At 36.6% G+C, this 18,108-nt stretch carries 34 protein-coding genes; 31 read left to right on the plus strand and 3 right to left on the minus strand.

The annotated features are described in order from the left end of the window. The first annotated feature begins 8 nt into the window (after positions 1-8). Both prmA and AAGS61_RS02775 read left to right on the plus strand, forming a co-directional pair. Entirely contained in the window at positions 9-950 is a 942-nt protein-coding gene (gene prmA / locus AAGS61_RS02770) for a 50S ribosomal protein L11 methyltransferase (RefSeq protein ID WP_391367014.1), read from the plus strand. A gap of 185 nt (positions 951-1,135) precedes the next feature. Continuing rightward, positions 1,136-1,879: a 16S rRNA (uracil(1498)-N(3))-methyltransferase gene (locus AAGS61_RS02775; RefSeq protein ID WP_391367016.1), complete on the plus strand. Its 744-nt coding sequence runs from the start codon at positions 1,136-1,138 to the stop codon at positions 1,877-1,879. Positions 1,880-2,015: 136 nt separating this feature from the next. Here AAGS61_RS02775 and AAGS61_RS02780 read toward each other — a convergent pair whose 3' ends face one another. Beyond that, positions 2,016-3,920: a recombinase family protein gene (locus AAGS61_RS02780; protein WP_391367017.1), complete on the minus strand. Its 1,905-nt coding sequence runs from the start codon at positions 3,918-3,920 to the stop codon at positions 2,016-2,018. A gap of 92 nt (positions 3,921-4,012) precedes the next feature. Further along, the gene (locus AAGS61_RS02785; protein ID WP_391367019.1) at positions 4,013-4,510 is read right to left on the minus strand and encodes a helix-turn-helix domain-containing protein; all 498 of its coding nucleotides are present in this window, start codon (positions 4,508-4,510) and stop codon (positions 4,013-4,015) included. 253 nt (positions 4,511-4,763) lie between these two features. On the opposite strand from AAGS61_RS02785, the gene AAGS61_RS02790 reads away from it, so the two are divergent. Continuing rightward, positions 4,764-4,913, plus strand: coding sequence for a hypothetical protein (locus tag AAGS61_RS02790; protein ID WP_391367020.1), 150 nt, complete (start codon positions 4,764-4,766; stop codon positions 4,911-4,913). A gap of 84 nt (positions 4,914-4,997) precedes the next feature. Beyond that, the gene (locus AAGS61_RS02795; RefSeq protein ID WP_391367022.1) at positions 4,998-5,165 is read left to right on the plus strand and encodes a hypothetical protein; all 168 of its coding nucleotides are present in this window, start codon (positions 4,998-5,000) and stop codon (positions 5,163-5,165) included. Here AAGS61_RS02795 and AAGS61_RS02800 read toward each other — a convergent pair. Beyond that, positions 5,162-5,380 (minus strand): hypothetical protein, encoded by a 219-nt coding sequence (locus AAGS61_RS02800; RefSeq protein ID WP_391367024.1) that lies wholly within the window; start codon positions 5,378-5,380, stop codon positions 5,162-5,164. The two genes, AAGS61_RS02795 and AAGS61_RS02800, sit on opposite strands and share 4 nt — an antisense overlap. 58 nt (positions 5,381-5,438) lie before the next feature. Between AAGS61_RS02800 and AAGS61_RS02805 the strand changes: the two genes are divergently transcribed. From AAGS61_RS02805 to AAGS61_RS02935, 27 genes are all read left to right on the plus strand, one after another. Further along, positions 5,439-5,618, plus strand: coding sequence for a hypothetical protein (locus AAGS61_RS02805; RefSeq protein ID WP_391367026.1), 180 nt, complete (start codon positions 5,439-5,441; stop codon positions 5,616-5,618). A gap of 26 nt (positions 5,619-5,644) precedes the next feature. After that, the gene (locus AAGS61_RS02810; protein ID WP_391367027.1) at positions 5,645-5,830 is read left to right on the plus strand and encodes a hypothetical protein; all 186 of its coding nucleotides are present in this window, start codon (positions 5,645-5,647) and stop codon (positions 5,828-5,830) included. A 36-nt stretch (positions 5,831-5,866) separates the two neighbouring features. Then, positions 5,867-6,121: a DNA-entry nuclease gene (locus AAGS61_RS02815; RefSeq protein ID WP_391367029.1), complete on the plus strand. Its 255-nt coding sequence runs from the start codon at positions 5,867-5,869 to the stop codon at positions 6,119-6,121. Positions 6,122-6,142: 21 nt separating this feature from the next. Then, positions 6,143-6,355 carry an IDEAL domain-containing protein gene (locus tag AAGS61_RS02820; RefSeq protein WP_391367030.1) on the plus strand — a complete coding sequence of 71 codons (213 nt, stop codon included), beginning with the start codon at positions 6,143-6,145 and terminating at the stop codon, positions 6,353-6,355. Between the two features lie 5 nt (positions 6,356-6,360). After that, on the plus strand, positions 6,361-6,909 hold the full coding sequence (locus AAGS61_RS02825) for a sigma-70 family RNA polymerase sigma factor (RefSeq protein ID WP_391367032.1): 549 nt from the start codon (positions 6,361-6,363) through the stop codon (positions 6,907-6,909). Next, positions 6,906-7,163 carry an AbrB/MazE/SpoVT family DNA-binding domain-containing protein gene (locus AAGS61_RS02830; RefSeq protein ID WP_391367034.1) on the plus strand — a complete coding sequence of 86 codons (258 nt, stop codon included), beginning with the start codon at positions 6,906-6,908 and terminating at the stop codon, positions 7,161-7,163. Before AAGS61_RS02825 ends, AAGS61_RS02830 begins: the two co-directional genes overlap by 4 nt. A 352-nt stretch (positions 7,164-7,515) precedes the next feature. After that, complete coding sequence (locus AAGS61_RS02835) at positions 7,516-8,421, plus strand: rolling circle replication-associated protein (RefSeq protein ID WP_391367035.1); 906 nt, start codon at positions 7,516-7,518, stop codon at positions 8,419-8,421. Next, positions 8,418-9,176 carry a ParA family protein gene (locus AAGS61_RS02840; protein ID WP_391367037.1) on the plus strand — a complete coding sequence of 253 codons (759 nt, stop codon included), beginning with the start codon at positions 8,418-8,420 and terminating at the stop codon, positions 9,174-9,176. Before AAGS61_RS02835 ends, AAGS61_RS02840 begins: the two co-directional genes overlap by 4 nt. Before the next feature lie 28 nt (positions 9,177-9,204). After that, complete coding sequence (locus AAGS61_RS02845; protein ID WP_391367038.1) at positions 9,205-10,173, plus strand: ParB/RepB/Spo0J family partition protein; 969 nt, start codon at positions 9,205-9,207, stop codon at positions 10,171-10,173. Positions 10,174-10,182: 9 nt separating this feature from the next. Further along, positions 10,183-10,434, plus strand: a complete 252-nt coding sequence (locus AAGS61_RS02850) for a DUF2187 family protein (RefSeq protein ID WP_391367040.1) — start codon at positions 10,183-10,185, stop codon at positions 10,432-10,434. A gap of 37 nt (positions 10,435-10,471) precedes the next feature. Continuing rightward, the gene (locus AAGS61_RS02855; RefSeq protein WP_391367042.1) at positions 10,472-10,720 is read left to right on the plus strand and encodes a hypothetical protein; all 249 of its coding nucleotides are present in this window, start codon (positions 10,472-10,474) and stop codon (positions 10,718-10,720) included. Positions 10,721-10,735: 15 nt separating this feature from the next. Continuing rightward, positions 10,736-10,873, plus strand: coding sequence for a hypothetical protein (locus AAGS61_RS02860; RefSeq protein WP_391367044.1), 138 nt, complete (start codon positions 10,736-10,738; stop codon positions 10,871-10,873). 5 nt (positions 10,874-10,878) lie between these two features. Continuing rightward, positions 10,879-11,280: a DUF7694 domain-containing protein gene (locus tag AAGS61_RS02865; protein WP_391367046.1), complete on the plus strand. Its 402-nt coding sequence runs from the start codon at positions 10,879-10,881 to the stop codon at positions 11,278-11,280. 107 nt (positions 11,281-11,387) lie between these two features. Continuing rightward, entirely contained in the window at positions 11,388-11,549 is a 162-nt protein-coding gene (locus tag AAGS61_RS02870; protein WP_391367048.1) for a hypothetical protein, read from the plus strand. Between the two features lie 19 nt (positions 11,550-11,568). Then, a complete protein-coding gene (locus AAGS61_RS02875; RefSeq protein ID WP_391367049.1) occupies positions 11,569-11,910 on the plus strand; it encodes a hypothetical protein in 342 nt (113 codons plus the stop codon). A 62-nt stretch (positions 11,911-11,972) separates the two neighbouring features. Beyond that, positions 11,973-12,923 (plus strand): hypothetical protein, encoded by a 951-nt coding sequence (locus tag AAGS61_RS02880; RefSeq protein ID WP_391367051.1) that lies wholly within the window; start codon positions 11,973-11,975, stop codon positions 12,921-12,923. A gap of 14 nt (positions 12,924-12,937) precedes the next feature. Next, positions 12,938-13,366 carry a hypothetical protein gene (locus AAGS61_RS02885; protein WP_391367053.1) on the plus strand — a complete coding sequence of 143 codons (429 nt, stop codon included), beginning with the start codon at positions 12,938-12,940 and terminating at the stop codon, positions 13,364-13,366. 8 nt (positions 13,367-13,374) lie between these two features. Continuing rightward, positions 13,375-13,620: a YopX family protein gene (locus AAGS61_RS02890; protein WP_391367314.1), complete on the plus strand. Its 246-nt coding sequence runs from the start codon at positions 13,375-13,377 to the stop codon at positions 13,618-13,620. Between the two features lie 24 nt (positions 13,621-13,644). After that, positions 13,645-13,941 (plus strand): hypothetical protein, encoded by a 297-nt coding sequence (locus AAGS61_RS02895; RefSeq protein ID WP_391367055.1) that lies wholly within the window; start codon positions 13,645-13,647, stop codon positions 13,939-13,941. Between the two features lie 45 nt (positions 13,942-13,986). Next, positions 13,987-14,358, plus strand: a complete 372-nt coding sequence (locus AAGS61_RS02900; protein ID WP_391367056.1) for a hypothetical protein — start codon at positions 13,987-13,989, stop codon at positions 14,356-14,358. A 35-nt stretch (positions 14,359-14,393) separates the two neighbouring features. Continuing rightward, the gene (locus AAGS61_RS02905) at positions 14,394-14,585 is read left to right on the plus strand and encodes a DUF7248 family protein (RefSeq protein ID WP_391367058.1); all 192 of its coding nucleotides are present in this window, start codon (positions 14,394-14,396) and stop codon (positions 14,583-14,585) included. A 262-nt stretch (positions 14,586-14,847) separates the two neighbouring features. Beyond that, a complete protein-coding gene (locus tag AAGS61_RS02910) occupies positions 14,848-14,997 on the plus strand; it encodes a hypothetical protein (RefSeq protein ID WP_391367059.1) in 150 nt (49 codons plus the stop codon). A 54-nt stretch (positions 14,998-15,051) separates the two neighbouring features. Beyond that, positions 15,052-15,330, plus strand: a complete 279-nt coding sequence (locus AAGS61_RS02915) for a hypothetical protein (RefSeq protein WP_391367061.1) — start codon at positions 15,052-15,054, stop codon at positions 15,328-15,330. A gap of 13 nt (positions 15,331-15,343) precedes the next feature. Beyond that, positions 15,344-15,913: a hypothetical protein gene (locus AAGS61_RS02920; RefSeq protein WP_391367063.1), complete on the plus strand. Its 570-nt coding sequence runs from the start codon at positions 15,344-15,346 to the stop codon at positions 15,911-15,913. A gap of 401 nt (positions 15,914-16,314) precedes the next feature. After that, the gene (locus AAGS61_RS02925; protein ID WP_391367064.1) at positions 16,315-16,929 is read left to right on the plus strand and encodes a hypothetical protein; all 615 of its coding nucleotides are present in this window, start codon (positions 16,315-16,317) and stop codon (positions 16,927-16,929) included. A gap of 111 nt (positions 16,930-17,040) precedes the next feature. Further along, positions 17,041-17,469: a hypothetical protein gene (locus AAGS61_RS02930; protein WP_391367066.1), complete on the plus strand. Its 429-nt coding sequence runs from the start codon at positions 17,041-17,043 to the stop codon at positions 17,467-17,469. Between the two features lie 447 nt (positions 17,470-17,916). Further along, positions 17,917-18,072 (plus strand): hypothetical protein, encoded by a 156-nt coding sequence (locus AAGS61_RS02935; RefSeq protein WP_391367068.1) that lies wholly within the window; start codon positions 17,917-17,919, stop codon positions 18,070-18,072. The last annotated feature ends 36 nt before the right edge of the window (positions 18,073-18,108 follow it).

Here is an 18,108-nt window from a genome sequence, read left to right on the forward strand (position 1 = left end):
GATTGCAAGTGAAATGGACAGAGCTATCGATTTTAACGACGCATGAAGCTGTTGAAGCTGTTTCAAACATTTTACATGAGGCAGGCGCAAGTGGCGTTGTCATTGAAGACTCGAAAGAATTAACGAAAGAACGTATTGATCAGTTTGGAGAAATTTACGCATTAAACCCAGAAGACTTCCCGAAAAGTGGGGTTGTGGTGAAGGCGTATTTATCTGCGACGAGCTTTTTAGCAGAAACGGTAGAAGAAATTAAGCTTGCAATTGCTAACCTTATCAATTTCGATATCAATGTCGGTGAAAATATTTTAACGCTTTGCGAAGTAGATGAAGAAGACTGGGCTACGGCATGGAAGCAATATTATCATCCGGTTAAGATTTCAGAACGTTTTACAATTGTTCCGACGTGGGAAGACTATACGCCAGTGAGTACAGATGAATTAATCATTGAACTGGACCCAGGGATGGCGTTCGGTACAGGGACACATCCAACGACAGTAATGTGTTTACAAGCACTTGAAAAAGTCGTCAAAGCAGGTGAGACAGTCGTCGATGTAGGAACAGGTTCAGGCGTACTATCAATCGGTGCGGCATTACTTGGAGCAAAAAGTGTGCATGCTTTAGACCTTGACGAAGTAGCGGTAGCGTCTGCACGTGAAAATGTGACATTAAATAAAGTAGATCATGTCGTCGAAGTATTCCACGGGAATTTACTCGATACAGTAAAAGAGCCTGCCGATATTGTCGTGGCAAACATTTTAGCAGAAATCATTGTAACGTTTACAGATGATGCGTATTCGATTGTCAAACCGGGTGGCTTATATGTAACGAGCGGTATTATTGGTGCTAAAAAAGATGAAGTAAGAGCGGCACTTGAACAATCAGGCTTCACGATTGAAGAAGTATTAATGATGGAAGACTGGGTCGCAATCGTTGCACGTCGTCCACAATAAAAAGTAGTAGGCAAAGTCTTGGCGGGCTTTGTCTACTTTTTTAGTGAGAGTTTTAACATTTTGGCGAAACTTTTCGAGGAAATGGCGAAACTTTCAGGAAAAATGGCGAAACTTTTCAAAAAAGTGGCGAAACAATCGTACCATGCCCAGTACTTTTAGCATGTTACGTATAAAGGAGGGATTTTATGCAACGTTATTTTGTTGAGCAGCCCGTAACGGAAACAGGCGAATTTATGATAACGGGTGATAATGCACGTCATATTGGTAAAGTGATGCGCATGACGGCTGGTGAAGAAATTATAGTGGTGTATAGCGGGGAAGCACAGATTTGTGAAATTACAGAAGTAGGAGCGGATGTATTCGCAAAACCTACAGGAAAAATCATTCCTTCTCCAGAAATGCCCGTACAAGTGACGATTGCTTGTGGCTTACCAAAGGGTGATAAATTAGAGTTAATCGCCCAAAAAGGGACAGAGCTCGGGATGTATGCGCTCCTGCCATTTGCTGCTGAACGGTCTATCGTGAAGTGGGATGACAAAAAAGGACGTAAAAATCAAGAGCGTCTTCAAAAAATTGCGCAAGAAGCGGCAGAACAATCACATCGTACATATGTACCAGAAGTGGAGATGCCGATTTCATTTAAACAATTAGTAGCACGAGTAGCGGATTTTGATGTCGTATTCATTGCCGATGAGGAGGATGCGAAAGCATCTGAACGCACAAGGTTTGCGGATAAGCTAAAAAAAGTGTATGATAATAAATCGAAATCAATTTTATGTATTTTCGGTCCTGAAGGTGGTATTTCGCGCAAGGAAGCAGAGATTTTAGTCGCAGCGGGTGCGCAAATTATGAGCTTAGGACCTCGTATTTTACGAGCAGAAACAGCGCCTCTTTATGCGCTTTCTGCCATATCTTATGAATTTGAATGAAAGAGGTGTACAAGCCTTGTCAAAAGTGGCTTTTCACACATTAGGTTGTGCACAAGTAAATATAAATATGATTGCGTAGGAATGCAGTAACATCAAGGCTTCAACGGCTTGGAAAAATCACTTAAAATGTCCGGTTTTAAGTGATTTTTTCGTTGTAATGATAACGTGTAGCTGTAGATTGTCCAGTTTTTATAACAACACCACGCTCAATTAATTCACTTAGTAACGTAAAGATTCCATCACGAGAAATGTTAGTAGCCTTTTGAAGATCAGCTCTAGAAGCAGGTCCATTTGCTTTCAAGTAATCCAATACAGCACCTTCATAATTTCTGTATTGCATCCGAGTTGATGCAGTAGATTTGCTTTGTAAAAGTGACTTATATGCAAAGGTATGTGTGATACCATTTTTAAAAGTGATAGATTGTACACGCTTATCTAAAACGACAATTTTATCAATTATTGTGTGCATAAAATCAGATAATGCTTCTCGGCCAATTATATCCGATAAAGTACGATAATCTACATGACGTGCTTGCTGCATTTCCTTAGTAATTAAAAAGTGCTGAGCATTGTCAACAAATGCGTCACTCGTTTTATCCTCGTTTTTCTGCTGCAATGTATTAATTTCAACTTCTATTTCTTCAAGGCGTTCTTGAAGGTCACGCTTCTTGAAAATATAGTCTTTCTGGCTAATGCCATCCTCATCAAACAAATACAAATCCTCTAAGCGTATTAGAGCCTTTTCATACTTTGTTTTTTCTTTTTGTAAACGCTCGATTTCGATATTAGGAATGTCAACTTCATCTTTTGAAGCAGCAGAATATTCTTGTCCAGACATACCGTTAGTAAGTGCGAAATAGGTTTCTTTTAAAGATTCGTTATCAACACCGACTACATCAATAAAAGCTGTACCTCGAAGTAAAGCTCGTTCCATATCACGTATGGAATGTCTAGGCGTTATGCGTTCTTGTAACCTAATTAGATTTGAAACATAGTTAAAAATAAACGGTCCAATAATAATATCGCTAACATAGTTACTACATCGTTTAGCACCACCGGATGTAACGCATGTATAACGAGAAGGACGATACCCATCTTTTCGAGCTGCATCTAAGCCAGCAGTTAATAAAGCGTTGCACTTACCACAGTAAAGCATTTTAGAAAATATATGTTTGTGGATATCGGCTCGCTGCACGTCAGTTAAACCTCTATAATTATCAGATAATAATTGATTAACTCGTTCAAATTGCTCCTTTTCGATGATACCAGGATGATTATTTTCAACGATAATCCATTCTTCTTTATTTTTTAACCTTCTACTTCCACTACTTTCACGCATGTTATAGCGATATGTCCCAATGTAAAAAGGGTTGCGTAAAATATCGCGAACGGTCTTTGCTGTCCATTGCCCATTTCGTTTTGTAGCAATATTTTCTTCATGAAGACGATAGGCCACTTTTATTGTTGATCGTAAGGATTCATACAAGTTATAAATGTGTTGAACAATCTTTGATTCTTCCGAATCAACCACAGGGAATTTTTCTTCATCTGACCATACATATCCTAGCGGCACAGTTGCGCCATTCCATAAACCTTTTTCAGCGCGGGAAAGCATAATCGAAAATACACGTTCTGCAGTAAGTTTGCGCTCTAATTCAGCAAACACTAGGATTATTTTTAACATTGCTTCGCCCATTGCCGTAGATGTATCGAATTGTTCGTTTTTTGAAACAAACGTTACTTTATAATCTTTTAATTCCTCATACATTTCCGAGAAATCTTTAAGATTACGTGAAATCCTATCAATCTTCCATACAAGTAAATGTGTAAATTCTCCGTTGCGTATACGCTGCATCATTTGTTGATATTTAGGGCGATCAGTATTCTTAGCTGAGTAACCAGCGTCCTCAAAAATTTCTATATCCTCAATATTCAATGCGTATTTTGCGTAGTTTTCTAACTCTTGGCGCTGGAAAGGTAAAGAATCCTTGTCTATTTGGTGCAACGTACTTACACGTACGTATAATGCTGCCTTTTTCACTTCAATAACACCTTCCTCATAAGAAAAGAGTAGCAAATGAGCTACTCTTTTCTATGTAATTAATTTGCAAATTAATTATTTCTTCATCAACTTCAACTTGTTTCTCTTTGCTCTTGTGAAGCTGATAACGTTTGGACTTTTTTCTCAGCTTCCAACTCGTGGCGATAATTCTCCAACTCTGCTTCAATTTCATCTTTTTCGGTAGTGGCTGCTGTTTCTACTAATCCATTAAGTTGAGCAGCTAACGAAAGAACATAATTTTTAATAGTTTTTCTATGTTCGCTATCTAACTTTACGTAATGTTCGATAATTTTTTTATCTAGATCATCTAGCCGATACTCATTTGCTAATTCGGTAATAATGGTTGAATCATTTTCAATGAACATTTCTCCCTCGCCAGTACGAAGCCAGTGCTCATTGACGTTGAAAGCTGTTGTAATGAGTTTTATATGTTGCTCTGTAACATTACGAACTCCTTTTTCTACGTTTGAAATACTAGACTTTGTTAGACCGATGGCATCTCCGAAATCTTCTTGATTTAAGTCTAATGCCTTGCGTAACTCTTTAATTCTATTATTTTCTTCATTCATATCTATCACCTCCTGAATCGAATATAACACACAAAGTTTTGTTTGAAAACTTTTTTGTTGGAAAATGTTGACTTAGTTTATTTTGTATACTATTATGTATTCATACACAACAAATAGAAGTTATGAGTTTCACTTTGAAAACTACTAACTAATGCGCTACTATACCGAATTCATAACGGTATAACTTACTCAGACTCATAGCTTATATGACGGTAGCAACGTTAATAGAAAAAGAAAGTGAGGTGCGATAGAAATGGCACAGCAAACAACGCATCAGAATAAAAAAATTGACGCAAAAGAATTGGCAGCAGCGTTAGAAAGATTGCCAGAAGAAGAAAAAATTAAAATCTTCTACATGATTAAGGGGATTGAGCTGGTTAATGGCGATAAGCAAACAGCGTAAGCAACATAAAATCAAGTTTCATGTTCGGATTTATAGCTGATGTGACGGTAGCAACGTTAATTAGATTTGGAAGGAGGGAGAGGGATGGAAAAAGCAAAAGAGGTAGCGGAGAATTTGGAGAATCTTGTTTCTCAAAAAGCAAAGTCATTCAATGAGCAAACAAGCCCAGAAGAGATTTTAGCTCTTGCTGAACTTGTACGCGCAATTACTAGCTATAAGAAGGTAAACAATTTAACGCTAATCGGACGCTAAATTTTTTCCCATTCATAGATATCGGTTGGAACATCATTCACTCTGCAGTCTAAAGCGTCCCACTTGTCATGTCCTGTCGTATGTGTATAAACGTCATCTGCTGCTGCACCAGCGGAATTATAGCATCCTAATACATCGTTTGCGAAACATAAGGCATAGCGACCGTTTAATACGCGGATTGAAAATGTTCCAATTGGACTTCGGTAAATAAACATATGTATCACCTCCTTTAGGTGATTGTACCAAATATTTCAAAATGAGGGAGGGTATAGTATGAGTACTGAAACTAAAAATAAGTCACCTATGGACGCGCAGCATGAAAAAATATGGAAGGCGTTGGCGAAATACGGGATTTATACAGAAGAGCAATTAAATGAAGCTATTAAAAATATGAAGCCACTAAATATAGGCTGCATGGTTTCACCAGTGCGGGTAAGGAACGAAGTCAGTTAGGAAATTTCTATATCGGGGGGCTGAACATGCTGGAATCGGAAGTGGCACATGATTTAGCAAAAGAACGTATGGATGCTTTACAAAATAGTATCAATTATATCGAGCAGCTAGAAAGTCAGCGGAAAGAGCAACGTCGAATCCATTTGTTTAATATTGCTAAAAGACTTTGTAAACAAGGTTATTCGGCGAAGGTAGTAAGGCGCACGGATTAATTTAGAAGTAAATATTTATTAGGAGAGTGAGGATTAGTGGAAGTTAGCGAAATTCCTATTACCTATGATCGTTTCGGAAGAATGCTGTATCATCCAGATTTTCATTTTTCACAGGGTGAACGCTTCACAGAGTCGGATTTAGAATACATTTGTAAGTACTACGAAGTGGACCATGCAAGGAACCTAGCTTTTGCAATCGGAAAAACCGAACATACAATTCGTTCGAAAGTTAACACATTAAAGCAGCTGGGTAAATATGAGTATTACAAAAATCTTAATAAACATTGGTAAAGAAAGCGAGGGTTAATTAGTTTGGATTCATTCATTGATCAGTATGTAAGTATGTTTCGTGCCATTGCCTTTTATTATCACGGATACAAGCTAGAAGAGGGGATTTTGTTAGCTTCAAATACTATCAAGCTAGTTACTGAATTAGAAGAAATCAATCGGCAACGATTAATCGAACAGGCTTTAGTGAATGGTGATAAAGAGTTGTTTATGGAATTAACTACAAAAAAGAGGTGAGATGGGTGTCAACACTAACTGTTGAACAAGAACAATTAGTAATAGAGCATAACCGTTTGGTTCATTATTTTGCGCATCGTTTTTATCAAGAAAATATGGATCATGCTGACATGGTTCAGATTGGCACGATTGGGTTAATTAAAGCTAGTAAAGTTTTTGATGCAAGTAGAGGTTACAAGTTTTCAACAATAGCTGGGAAATGTATCAAGAATGAAATCATTAAATCATTTCGCAAGAAGCGCGTACAAGCTACTTCACTTAACAGTCCATTACTTAACAATGCTAAGTACACAGAGCGTATTGAGTTAATCGACAATGATATAAACATACAAAATGAAGTTCCATTAAACATCGATCTGCAAAATGCTTTATCGAAATTGGATGAGTTAGAAAGGCTTATCATTAAGTACAGCTTTGGGCTAGAGGGATTTCAATGTTTAACGCAATCACAAATAGCTAAAATGGTCAATATTTCACGGTCACACGTAGGCCGACTGAAAAAGAGTGCACTTGAAAAATTACGAAAAGAGTTGGAAGGAGTATATAACATATGAAATCAACAGGTATTGTACGAAAAGTAGATGAACTAGGGCGTGTTGTTTTGCCGATTGAATTACGTCGCACACTAGGCATTGAGGAAAAAGATTCACTGGAGGTTTTCGTTGAGGACGACCGAATTATTTTACAAAAATATGCACCAAATGCCGAGAAAGCAGATGTTGTAAAAAACCTTGAGCAGTTAGCAAGCAATGCAAATAGCGCATTCGAACAAGAGACGCTATTACGTGCTATTAAATTAATTAAATAGTAGAGGTTGATTTAATGTTAAGTAAATGTCTTTTAGATATTTTAGGTGATATCCAGTTTGCACAAAAATAACCGTTTAATCGTGGGGCGATTAAACGGCCAAGCAGAAAAACAACGAGCCTTTGTGAGTAATTCGCAAAGGCTCTGAAATTACAAACTAATAAAAATGCCGTACACACTCTGACCAGCGAGTACGGCCCATTTGACTATTGCCAAATAACCTATTTTCAATATACACGCGTTGTGGCAATTAGTCAATTAGCGTCCTTGTAATGGATATTAAGTTTACGACCATACAAAAATATCCAGCAAGTAGGTTAATAGATTAATAGGTGAAAATGGGGGAGTTATCCATGACATCGACACAATATAACGTGGAGAATTATGAGGATATATTTACGGTAGATAGTAGCGCTTATGTAGACAGTATAGAAGAGCATGTTGAGAGATTACGAGATAAGCAAATAAGCAAGTATCGAGTAAAGTCAATATGGAGTGGAAATATGCTGGAGATTGAAGCGTATCCATTATGGGCTGTACCAATCGGAAAAAGAGGTAAGCGCGGAAAAGGAAGCAGCATTGCCCAGCAAAATTTAAACGATAAAAACACAATTAAACGAGTAACGAGAATCGTACATACAAACTTCACAGAAAAAGATATTTGGGCTACATGGACGTATGCAAATGATCAGTTACCAGCAGACCATGAACAAGCAAAAAAAGATATGCAAAACTTTATCAGACGCTTAAAACGTTGGTTAAAGAAGCAAAAGAAATATGAAAAGTTTGAGTTGAAGTATGTGTATGTAACAGAGTTTGATGATAGCAGCGGAAAAAAGGTACGCGTTCATCATCATATGATTACAAACTTTCCTGATCGCGACGTGGCGGAAGAGTTATGGAATGGCGGGGGGAGAGTGCAAACACGTAGACTTCAACCAAACGATTTTGGATTAGAAGGTTTAGTACGCTACATCATGAAGGACAAGAAAAAGAAACCTACAAAACGGTACACAATCAGTCGCAATATGAAACAGCCAAAAATAACAATTGCAGATAGCAAAATGACTAGAAAACGAGCTGAACGTATTGCGATGGAGGAGGTGCGTGCACAAGAGTTGTTCGAAAAGATGTACCAGGGTTACAAATTCAATGATATAGAAATTAAATACAGCGAATTCAATAGCGGTGTCTATTTATACGTAAGAATGAAACGGATAGACACGCTGGTTAAACATAAAAGGAGATTGGATGAATGAAAACAATTAGCATAATCAACTTAAAAGGCGGCGTAGCTAAAACCATTTCATCTATCAATATTGCGTATACGTTAGTAGAAAAACACGGTAAAAGAGTGTTGCTAATCGATAACGATAAGCAAGGGAACACGTCAAAGTTTTTCAATTTACATGGGTATGAGGATAAGAGTATAGCGGATTTGTTAACAGAGCGCGGCTTAGACATAAAGAGTGTCATCAAAGAAACAGCATATGAGCGATTAGACGTGATACCAGCCAACATGAACCTGCTACGTGCCAATAAAGAAATATTGCTAGATGTATCAAGACCACAACAAACGCGATTGAGCAAATATTTAAGACAACTAGAAGGCGAATACGATTACTGCATCATCGACAATGCGCCAGACATCAATATGAGTGTAATTAACGCGCTTGTTGCGTCTGACGATGTTTTAGTGCCGATTAAGGTCGATAAATTTGCATTTGATGGCTTGGAGCAGTTAGTGGAGCAAATTGAAGATGTAAAAGAGTTTAACGATAAGCTCGTTTTTCGAGGCTGCTTCATTACGATGTTTCAAAAGAACGGTGTCAACATTCAAGGTGGGGAATATTTGAATTCATACACAGATTATCCACTTTTCCACACGAAAATTCGTAAAACGGTGAAGGTGGATGAGACAACATTCGCTGGGAAACCACTCTTAGATTACAAGAAGACAACTGCTGGCGAAGATTATGAGGCACTCGTCAATGAATATCTAAAAATGTGTTAGTTTCGGACACAAAAGGAGGGACAAACACATGAAATTTAACTTAAACCAATTGATGAACGACAAATCAAAGGAAGCAGGAGAAAAGGAAGGAGTTGTGTTCAAAATAGAGCACATCTCCATCGATAAACTACGACTGTCTGAAATGAACAAATACACTGTTCACGATGTAGCGGAATTAAAAGCAAGCATTGAATTAATGGGGCTACAACAAAATTTATTAGTCCGTAAACAGGTGGATTATTTTGAAGTGATTAGCGGGCATAGGCGTTTAAAAGCTATGAAAGAGCTGTTCGATGAAGGCAATGAACAATTCAAGAAGATACCTTGCAAAATAATCGCATCTACTGATGATATTCAGGCAGAATTACAACTCATATTGGCCAATGCGACGGCACGTGAATTATCAGACTACGAAAAAACATATCAGGCATCGCGGCTACAGGAGTTGCTAAAGGATTTAAAAAGAAGCGGCTATAAATTTACCGGAAGAACAAGAGAAATCGTCGCGCAGCTTATGAATGTATCGTCTTCGCAAGTAGCTCGCATGGAGAGTATCAATAAAAATCTCACCTCAGAGCTAAAGGATGAATTTAGCGAAGGGAATATAAATATCACCACTGCCTATGAACTGTCGAAGCTGCCGGAAGAACAGCAACAAGAAGCTGCAGAGGAACACAGGGAAGGTAAATCATTAACGCCTGCAATCGCAAAAGAAAAGCGCTTAGAGTCAGAGCAAAAAGAAAAGCGCATGACGCACGAACTGAAAATCCATCCAGCACCATTTGAAGCAGTTTTAAAAGGACTGAAGACATTCGAGTATAGATTCAATAATCGCTCGTATAGAGAGGGCGACATCTTGAAGCTGAATGAATATGATCCGGACAAAATGCTTTATACAGGTCGCGCGGTAGAAGCGAAGGTCACTTACTTACTGGAAGGTGGACAGTTTGGCATTCCAGAAGATTACGTCCTCATGAGCATTAAAAAAATAAGGTGAAAGGCAGGTTTGAACATTAACAAGAAAGGGGGATTTTTTATGGCAAAAGCAAAACCAGTCGATGTCATTGAATGGGAGGACAGGAAAACAAAAGTTGTTCTAACAGGCGTAGTGCGTAAACTTCTCGAAAAATCGGTCATTGTAGACATATGCGGAACGGATGACGCGACCGTCGTTTCGCATAAGCGTTACGAAATCATTAGCGAGGGAATCGATGCGGCTGCCGTGCCAACTAAACAGCATCCACACAGACGTAAATAACCTAGCAAACAAAAGTAGGAGTGAAGGGGCTGGCGTTATGTCAATTGCTCAGTTAAATATGTTTGATTACGACATCATCATAAAGAAAAATGACTGTATTTTTAGAAAAATCAATGCGCTGCAACCAGGTGACTCATTATATGTTGAGGATATAAAAATCGAGCGCACCGAAAAGTTTTACATCGTGGAAAAAGAATCGGATTTCGAGGAAGTTTTTCGTAATGTAGAGCGCTGCTATGAATTTGTGAACCGAAATTTATTGGCGCTACCATACCAGGAGTTATGAAAGGAGTAATCGGATATGGAAGAGGCGTTAACGCGAGAGGAATTGATTATGTACTTGCAAACTTTTAATGCAAAAAATTATGCAGATTCATATTTCGAGAAGCTAACTGATGAGGAATTGCTGAAACTTTATAACGAAAAAATCGGAGGGTGATAGTTATGAATAGAGCAGAAAGACGTCGTTTTGAACGTGATTTAAAAAGTCCAAGAACATCCGGCGGAAGATGGATTCAAGTATCTTCACCAGCACAAAAAAATTACGGACGCGGCTGGGTAAACGAAATGAACGTAGCGTTTAAAGATATAGGTAACAACTACGTTGTGATGATCCGTGAGGTACAAACAGACTGGGGCATTGTACGTCATGCGTTTATCCGAAATGCTGACAACACAGATATCCCGTGGGCAGAAAAGCAACGTATCAAGAATGAAGTTTTCGGCAAAGAGTCAACAGCTATCGAAGTATTCCCGAAAGAAGCGGATTTGGTGGATGCAGCAAACGCCTATCATTTATGGATTCTACCGCCAGATATGAAGCTACCATTCGGATTAAAAAACTAAACTAGAATAATGCTCTAAGGCTAATCAATAGTGGTATCTAATGCGCGGCTCATATCAAATAATGGGCCGCTTATCTGAAGCGTTGCAAGAATCGTAGGGGGGATTACGTGGATTTTGAAGAACGCATAAAAAAATGGTCAGTAATCAATAGGTATGGCTACGTTGGAACAAAAAACGGCGAAGTACAGTTATCACGTATTTCTGATGGGTACCCGTTCTCTATTAAAAAGACGCTGATTGAACAAATCATGAAGGACGAGGGGATTTGATTTGGAGCGTATATGCGAAATGTGCAAGCGAAATTTTGATCCACAGGAGTCCACTTCATTCTTTTATTTTCGTTTTTGTAGCGATGAGTGTGAAAACGCTGCAGAAGATATAGCGAGAGGAAAGTTGCAAGAGGTTTATGTATACATTTGCCATTTACCATTCCCGATTGCAATTTATGATAATACGCCCACAGGGAAAACATGTATGGTTGCAGACGGTACAAAATGGCGCCGAGATGAAAGTCAATCGCGCGGATTGAATGCCGTTCATTTAGAGAATTTATCGGGTCGTGCCGGTGAAAAGATTACGTGGCTTGAAATCGGTGAGGATATGCTAGAAAAGCATTTTCAGAGAGTTTAATTGTAGTCATATTGTTGAACTCAGCAAAAGGGTAATTGAAACAAAGGAAGGGACGATAACGAATGGAAAATACACTAATAAAAATTCCGGTGATGTTACTGAAAAATAAAGAAAACGAAGGTCGTTTTTTAGCTGCTTCAATTGAACATCAAGATTTTAATGATCCAAACGGAGATGTGACAATCGATTCTGTTGCAAATGCGTATGTGATACATCGCAAAGATCATAAAGCACCTACAAAAGAAGATATCGATGAAATACTGAAAGAATCTGATGCGTATGTAGCAAAAATGATTGAACTGTATGGTCCTGGTGCACTTATTTCATACAACTTTAGAAACTGGCTGGATAAGTATGAGCTATACAACCATGAAGTTGATTTAGCTACTTTTAATTTAATCAGTTTTGAAAACGAATGGAACAATTTAATTGGCTCGCCAATTAAAATTGAACAGGATGATTTTGTGTTACTTCATCCATTCCCTGATGAGCCGACTATTCAAAATGTCTATGTAGTACTGGAAGTTGATGAGAATTATGTAGAGGTACATGGAATGAGTGGATGGGCAAGGATTCCAAATACAGAGCACAATATAAAATTTGTAGATTCAAAAGCCGTTAAATATGAGTTTGAAGATAATAGTTCAAGCAAGTACAGTGTACAAATTGCTGATGAATTAGAAAATGTGGCGTTACAGTTTTCGCAAGGTTGGCAATTACACGAAGGTCTAAAATTCATCGTAAATGACATTGAATTTTGTATTACTTTTGATTTCCCAGAAGCGACTTTATCAGACTTCCATTCAGGTGTAAAAATAAAAGATCTTGTAATACCTATATCTGAAAATCACATTGGGCTCTTACAGAAGTGGGTTTTGTCGGAACCGTTAGCTGTAATAATTGACGTTTTTGAAAACAAAACAGGAATCGAACAATTTAAAGAAAAAATCGCAAATGCGTATGAGTCCGGAGTGAAGAAATTTGGAGCAAAACCATTGAAACATCTTATCTAACAAGAGGTGATGAAATGCAGCAATTGAGTCTCTTTGGGGATGATGTGAATTTAAACATTGCACCTAGGCCTTACCATAAAGAATTACAGGATTTATATGATTATGCAAAAGAACAGTCATATAGATGGTGGAATCGCAAATTCGATATACAGATTGTATTAACTAGTGCGGATTGGCGTCGCCAAAATGGATGTTATATACACTATACAGACAATAGCAGACCTCCATTTATCAAAATGAGTGCAGTTAAAAATGCTAGGCGTTCTAAAGAAGAGGTATACAAGACTTTGCTACATGAATTGGTTCATTGGCATATGCATACAAGTGGTTTGCCGTGTAAAGATACAGACGAAGATTTTGTACGTGAATGCATAAGGGTAGGAGCGCCAATAAGTGGCACAAAGATTGCTAGAGAGGCATTAAGAAAAACGATGAATATTTGAAACATTATGTGGAGCAGAAAAGGAGAATTGGGATGAATAAAATCGGAATTAAAGATAAAAACGGAAAAGAAATTCGAGAAGGTGACGTTTACCATCAAGGAGCTAAAAACATCTTGTATGTAGTTGTTGAGCGTGATTCAAAGTACATTGGTAAACAGTTAGGAAGTAGTAGTTATGCAGGGATTGAACACTTCCAAAAAGATATAGAAGTAATTGGGAATGTTAATGAAAATCCTAATTTAATTACTGCGTAATCCGTCAATGAAAGGGGAAAATGTATGAAAAACGCTACAGTAACAATTGACTACGAAAGTTTTCAAGCAATTAAAGAAAAAGCAGATAAATATGATGCTTCTTGTAAAGAGAATAAAACGATTTTAGACACTCAAAGTGAGTTTGTAGATAAACTTTGTACTTACTTAGATTTAGCGAATGAGCAAACAACGGCAAAAAATAAACAATTTTTCATCGCACAAGGTATTCGAACATTCTGTGAACATTATGAGATGGATGTAGAGGTAGAGTATGAGCAATTGGACGATGGTGTTGCGCCAAAAGGATACGATTCAAAATAAATTACTAAGCATTTCGTCGATTTTGTGTAGGAAGGAGCAAAGTGAATGCATTCGAGGTTATATGGTTCTAGACGGGTACCACTCAATTTATTTCCTGTTCCTAAAGCGTGGTTTCCAGTAATTGAGCAAGCTCTTGAGATTAAATTAACGCAACAACAAAAGAAAAAACTGTTTTATCCCGAAACGCAAATGTTCGGCATGCGATGCGGGAAAACGACTATTCACTGTATTTTAGTAGCATTATCGATTGGGCCACCGTTAAAACCTGAAGAAGCGAGTGATTATGGGGACGGCAAGTTAAATTACAAACAACATTTTTTCATGAAAGTTTATCAAGAAATCGCTACAAAGCTAGAAAGTGCAGGTTTTGATGTTCGGCAAGTGGGGCGAGTTGGAGGTTGGAAGTTAAAACGATGAAATACGAGAATTATGTGTAGGAAGGAGCAAGCAAGATGAACAACTTTGAAAAAATGCGTAAAGAAGGAGAACGCTTAGAAAAGTTTGTTAAATGGTTTATTGCTTTTGTATTCGTGATGATTATCCTTTCTTGGATAGGACAAGGATTAATCGCTGCATATTTCATTAAAAATCCAGATGCTATCGGCGGGTGGATTGGTGACCTATTACAAGGATTCGACAATTAAGCAACCGTCAATTTTGCAAAGGTAGGTGGGAGAATGGAATCTTGTTGGCTTATAGAGTTTAAAGACGGTTATAAAATAATTCTTTCAGAAAGTCTATATAAAGAAGAATGCGAAAGAAAATTTGGAGGTCGCGAAGTGTTAGTTGAATCCCGTTGGTACGATTATGGCAAATGTAGAGAACGGAATCGAGGAGTTTTGGTTGCAGGAATTTAATAACTGTTAATCGGTAACACATTAATTTTTCTTAGATGGGAGATTGAACATGAAGTACCAATTCACGCCCGAAGAAGTCCTAAAGGCTAAATCGATAATGGAAACAAAATCGGATTGTAAAGTTGCAGACGTTCAGCGGGCGATTCGTAAAGGCTATATGCATACAGCGATGTTGATTGAGTACATCAAAAACAATTGAATTTACTGAGTATTTCACCTTTACCGAGTATTTAGAGAATAACGGGAGGTCTGTATGCTTGAAATATTAAATAAACGAATGGTAACAACGAGGAAAGAACATGAATGCTATGGTTGCACTGGAATAATAAAGAAGGGCGAAAAATCTGTATATGTGCGCGGCAAAGAAGATTACCAGAGAGTTAATTTCCATCTACATCCAAATTGTCATGTTAAAGTGGTTAAACAAAAATTATTCATAGAAGGTTTTATAAAAGGTGCAGTCAAGTATGATGAAAAGTCACTTGATGATTTTAGTTTAGATGAAACGGATAATGAGAATTTTTCATTTTGAAAGAAGGTGTGTTATGACCACGGTTGAAGAGGCAATTATGAATAACCAACAAATAATTGAACTGATAGTTGCGATTGCATCAGAGGTTGCATCTGAAAAAGCGATAGAAGAATACCAAAAGAAAAAGAAAGCTATCGAGCAAGAAGAAAAAAACAAACGATTACACAATGTAGAAGAGTTGTTAAAAAGCTATATTATGCTGAAAGAATATGTGAAGCGTATTGACGAAAAAGCAAAAGCATCTATATCTAGTTCCGTTGTTATGAAAGAAACAGAAAGTTTGATTGAATTACTCGAATTTTCGGATGATATTGTTGGGGCGATTAAAGAAAGTTCGCAAAGAACTATAGTCATGATAAGGCATATGGACAGCGCTTTAGAAGCTTTGGAATTTATTTATAAGCGTGAAAATAATGAAAGAGACTTTAATATTTTGAAGAAGCGGTATGTAGATGCGACTATGCCAGCAGAATTGGCAGAGTTTTATCAATTCAACAAACGTACTATTCAGAAAATATTAAGCAGAGTAAGAGCGCGGTATTCAGTTTTATTGTTTGGTATATATGGGGTGAAGCTGGAATGATAAGGGCGCAAAATGGGCGCCACATGGGCATACCTTATGTGTTATGATGGTAGTGTGATATTTTTGTACACATCGCATGATCCATTTATTTTATGCACACAAGAAAATAGATCTTTTCTATAATCAATTGATTATGCGATTTGCTTTTTAATGCGAGGCAGTGGTGGAAAGGGTAGACACAATGAAGGTTACTTAAAAGAACCGCTTTCCTATTTTGGGTTGTAACATAGTCGCTTGATTCAATTGCGGGTAAACATCAAGCTTGCAAGGTTCGATTCCTTGCCTGTCTCTTAAAAATATTTCACAGTCGTACCATCCCGGTACGACTTTTTATTATCAAAATTATATTATTGGCATGTACTTCCATTAGCATTATTATTAATGCGAGAGGAGAGATTAGGATGAATTTTTCTTTAGTAAAAAACGGGGCTGATTCTTTAAAAAATGCATATATTAACCTATATAGAATTGAAGATTTAGAAAAAGGTAAAGATCACACTTTAAAAGATGCGGTGATTTTTTTAAATCACGGAATTGAAATACTGTTAAAAGTTATACTTTCAAAAAGAAGTTTCGCTTTGATATTTGATAATATAAAAGAATATCAAAAAGCAAAAATAGAATTATCTAAAACTGATAAGAAAGATGTATTTGAAGTTAATCCAAATTTAAAAACCGTTTCATTAACAGAAGCACTGATTAGAGTTGAATTTTTATGTGATATAGAAATTAGCAATGAAATGAAAAGTGCAGTACTAGCCTTAAACAGTGTAAGAAACAAAATAATGCATTTTAGTGTTGATCTTGAAGAAGATGAAGTAATTGAATTAACAAAGAAATTAGAGTTTTGCTATAACGCAATAAATGATTTTTTTGGAGAACACATTGAGAATTTTGATGATTTTATTGATGAAGCAAGATTTGAATATACTGTAGAAGAATATTATCAAGATTTAGCTGAATGGCATGCTGAGGATATAATGGACGAAATGAGATTATTAAGTAAATACGAATAATTAGTTCATAAAGTCTCACTCAATCGAGTGGGGGTTTTTATTATCAAAATTATATCATGTTCATTCATTTCCAATTTACTTACAATTATAGGTAGATTGGAGGTGAGAATGATGAATAGTAATGAATTAATTAATAAAGATGCTTTTCATTATGAAGTTGGGGAAATTGATAAATTTGATAAGGTAATTCGTGATATTATTAAAAGTTTTGTTAAAGATAGTAATATTAATCCATCAGATTTAAAATTCCCTGGACCTACAGATAATGAATACTTTAGAATTTGTAACTATTTTCTGCATATTCGTTTTCGTAGGGCTGAAAATGATTCAGAAGAATCTACATTAACAATAAAAAAAGGTAAAATAATCGATGATGATACTGATTATACCGAACAGTTAATGATCTTAAGGTTTAGAAAAGTGAACGAAGATTTAAAAGGTTTATTTGTGTGTTCAGAAGAGAACTATAGGCCGTTGAAAAAAGCGGATTTAGAATTCTGTGTAAATGAGGCTTATAAAGAATTACTCGAGATAAGATAATTACATCCAGTCACGTTCAAACGAGCGTGGCTTTTTATTATGTATAAAGATAAACAGGTGAAAAGACATAATTTGATTTCACATTAAGTTATACCATTATTTAATTTAATGTTAGCAACTGCCCTTGATTTCTCAAGAGAAGTTGGCATTGTCATTAGCTAAATAATAAGTGAACTAAGACAACGACTAACAAAATATCTTTTAATGATATTTTGAGTTTAATGTGAACCAAAGTCTTTTCACCTGCCTTTATACAGTTGTATAGGTATCTTATGCAAAACCGAGAGTTTATACTCGCGTTAATCTTAAGTATTTATAAATAGTCTTTTAAACATCTCTATATGAGGTGTTTTTATTATGAAATCAAAAGGAGAGATGAACATATTTTCAAAATTATTCGGTAAGTATAAAAAGCAAAAACGTAAACAATGATTGGAGTTTTCTTCGATGGATAAAGAAGTAGTTTTAAAACCCTTAGAACGTTTAATTACTTTATTAGCTAATACTGAATATGAATCAGAGGCATTGGAAGTTAAAAAAGAAATAGAATCTATCTGGGACGAAGAAGCTTTTCAAGAATGGGCTAATAATTATCGAGATTAATATAAGTCGAAAGCTAAACAGACTATAAAAGCTAAT

This window comes from Lysinibacillus sp. KU-BSD001 (genome assembly GCF_042920265.1).
In the GTDB taxonomy this organism is placed as follows: domain Bacteria; phylum Bacillota; class Bacilli; order Bacillales_A; family Planococcaceae; genus Lysinibacillus_B.

Excerpts from the sequence above, each read along its gene's own strand:
- AAGS61_RS02775 (WP_391367016.1), top strand. The coding sequence starts at position 1,136 with ATGCAACGTTATTTTGTTGAGCAGCCCGTAACGGAAACAGGCGAATTT.
- AAGS61_RS02785 (WP_391367019.1), bottom strand. The coding sequence starts at position 4,510 with ATGAATGAAGAAAATAATAGAATTAAAGAGTTACGCAAGGCATTAGAC.
- AAGS61_RS02790 (WP_391367020.1), top strand. The coding sequence starts at position 4,764 with ATGGCACAGCAAACAACGCATCAGAATAAAAAAATTGACGCAAAAGAA.
- AAGS61_RS02795 (WP_391367022.1), top strand. The coding sequence starts at position 4,998 with ATGGAAAAAGCAAAAGAGGTAGCGGAGAATTTGGAGAATCTTGTTTCT.
- AAGS61_RS02800 (WP_391367024.1), bottom strand. The coding sequence starts at position 5,380 with ATGTTTATTTACCGAAGTCCAATTGGAACATTTTCAATCCGCGTATTA.
- AAGS61_RS02805 (WP_391367026.1), top strand. The coding sequence starts at position 5,439 with ATGAGTACTGAAACTAAAAATAAGTCACCTATGGACGCGCAGCATGAA.
- AAGS61_RS02810 (WP_391367027.1), top strand. The coding sequence starts at position 5,645 with ATGCTGGAATCGGAAGTGGCACATGATTTAGCAAAAGAACGTATGGAT.
- AAGS61_RS02830 (WP_391367034.1), top strand. The coding sequence starts at position 6,906 with ATGAAATCAACAGGTATTGTACGAAAAGTAGATGAACTAGGGCGTGTT.
- AAGS61_RS02835 (WP_391367035.1), top strand. The coding sequence starts at position 7,516 with ATGACATCGACACAATATAACGTGGAGAATTATGAGGATATATTTACG.
- AAGS61_RS02840 (WP_391367037.1), top strand. The coding sequence starts at position 8,418 with ATGAAAACAATTAGCATAATCAACTTAAAAGGCGGCGTAGCTAAAACC.
- AAGS61_RS02845 (WP_391367038.1), top strand. The coding sequence starts at position 9,205 with ATGAAATTTAACTTAAACCAATTGATGAACGACAAATCAAAGGAAGCA.
- AAGS61_RS02855 (WP_391367042.1), top strand. The coding sequence starts at position 10,472 with ATGTCAATTGCTCAGTTAAATATGTTTGATTACGACATCATCATAAAG.
- AAGS61_RS02860 (WP_391367044.1), top strand. The coding sequence starts at position 10,736 with ATGGAAGAGGCGTTAACGCGAGAGGAATTGATTATGTACTTGCAAACT.
- AAGS61_RS02865 (WP_391367046.1), top strand. The coding sequence starts at position 10,879 with ATGAATAGAGCAGAAAGACGTCGTTTTGAACGTGATTTAAAAAGTCCA.
- AAGS61_RS02875 (WP_391367049.1), top strand. The coding sequence starts at position 11,569 with ATGTGCAAGCGAAATTTTGATCCACAGGAGTCCACTTCATTCTTTTAT.
- AAGS61_RS02880 (WP_391367051.1), top strand. The coding sequence starts at position 11,973 with ATGGAAAATACACTAATAAAAATTCCGGTGATGTTACTGAAAAATAAA.
- AAGS61_RS02885 (WP_391367053.1), top strand. The coding sequence starts at position 12,938 with ATGCAGCAATTGAGTCTCTTTGGGGATGATGTGAATTTAAACATTGCA.
- AAGS61_RS02895 (WP_391367055.1), top strand. The coding sequence starts at position 13,645 with ATGAAAAACGCTACAGTAACAATTGACTACGAAAGTTTTCAAGCAATT.
- AAGS61_RS02900 (WP_391367056.1), top strand. The coding sequence starts at position 13,987 with ATGCATTCGAGGTTATATGGTTCTAGACGGGTACCACTCAATTTATTT.
- AAGS61_RS02905 (WP_391367058.1), top strand. The coding sequence starts at position 14,394 with ATGAACAACTTTGAAAAAATGCGTAAAGAAGGAGAACGCTTAGAAAAG.
- AAGS61_RS02910 (WP_391367059.1), top strand. The coding sequence starts at position 14,848 with ATGAAGTACCAATTCACGCCCGAAGAAGTCCTAAAGGCTAAATCGATA.
- AAGS61_RS02915 (WP_391367061.1), top strand. The coding sequence starts at position 15,052 with ATGCTTGAAATATTAAATAAACGAATGGTAACAACGAGGAAAGAACAT.
- AAGS61_RS02920 (WP_391367063.1), top strand. The coding sequence starts at position 15,344 with ATGACCACGGTTGAAGAGGCAATTATGAATAACCAACAAATAATTGAA.
- AAGS61_RS02925 (WP_391367064.1), top strand. The coding sequence starts at position 16,315 with ATGAATTTTTCTTTAGTAAAAAACGGGGCTGATTCTTTAAAAAATGCA.
- AAGS61_RS02930 (WP_391367066.1), top strand. The coding sequence starts at position 17,041 with ATGAATAGTAATGAATTAATTAATAAAGATGCTTTTCATTATGAAGTT.
- AAGS61_RS02935 (WP_391367068.1), top strand. The coding sequence starts at position 17,917 with ATGGATAAAGAAGTAGTTTTAAAACCCTTAGAACGTTTAATTACTTTA.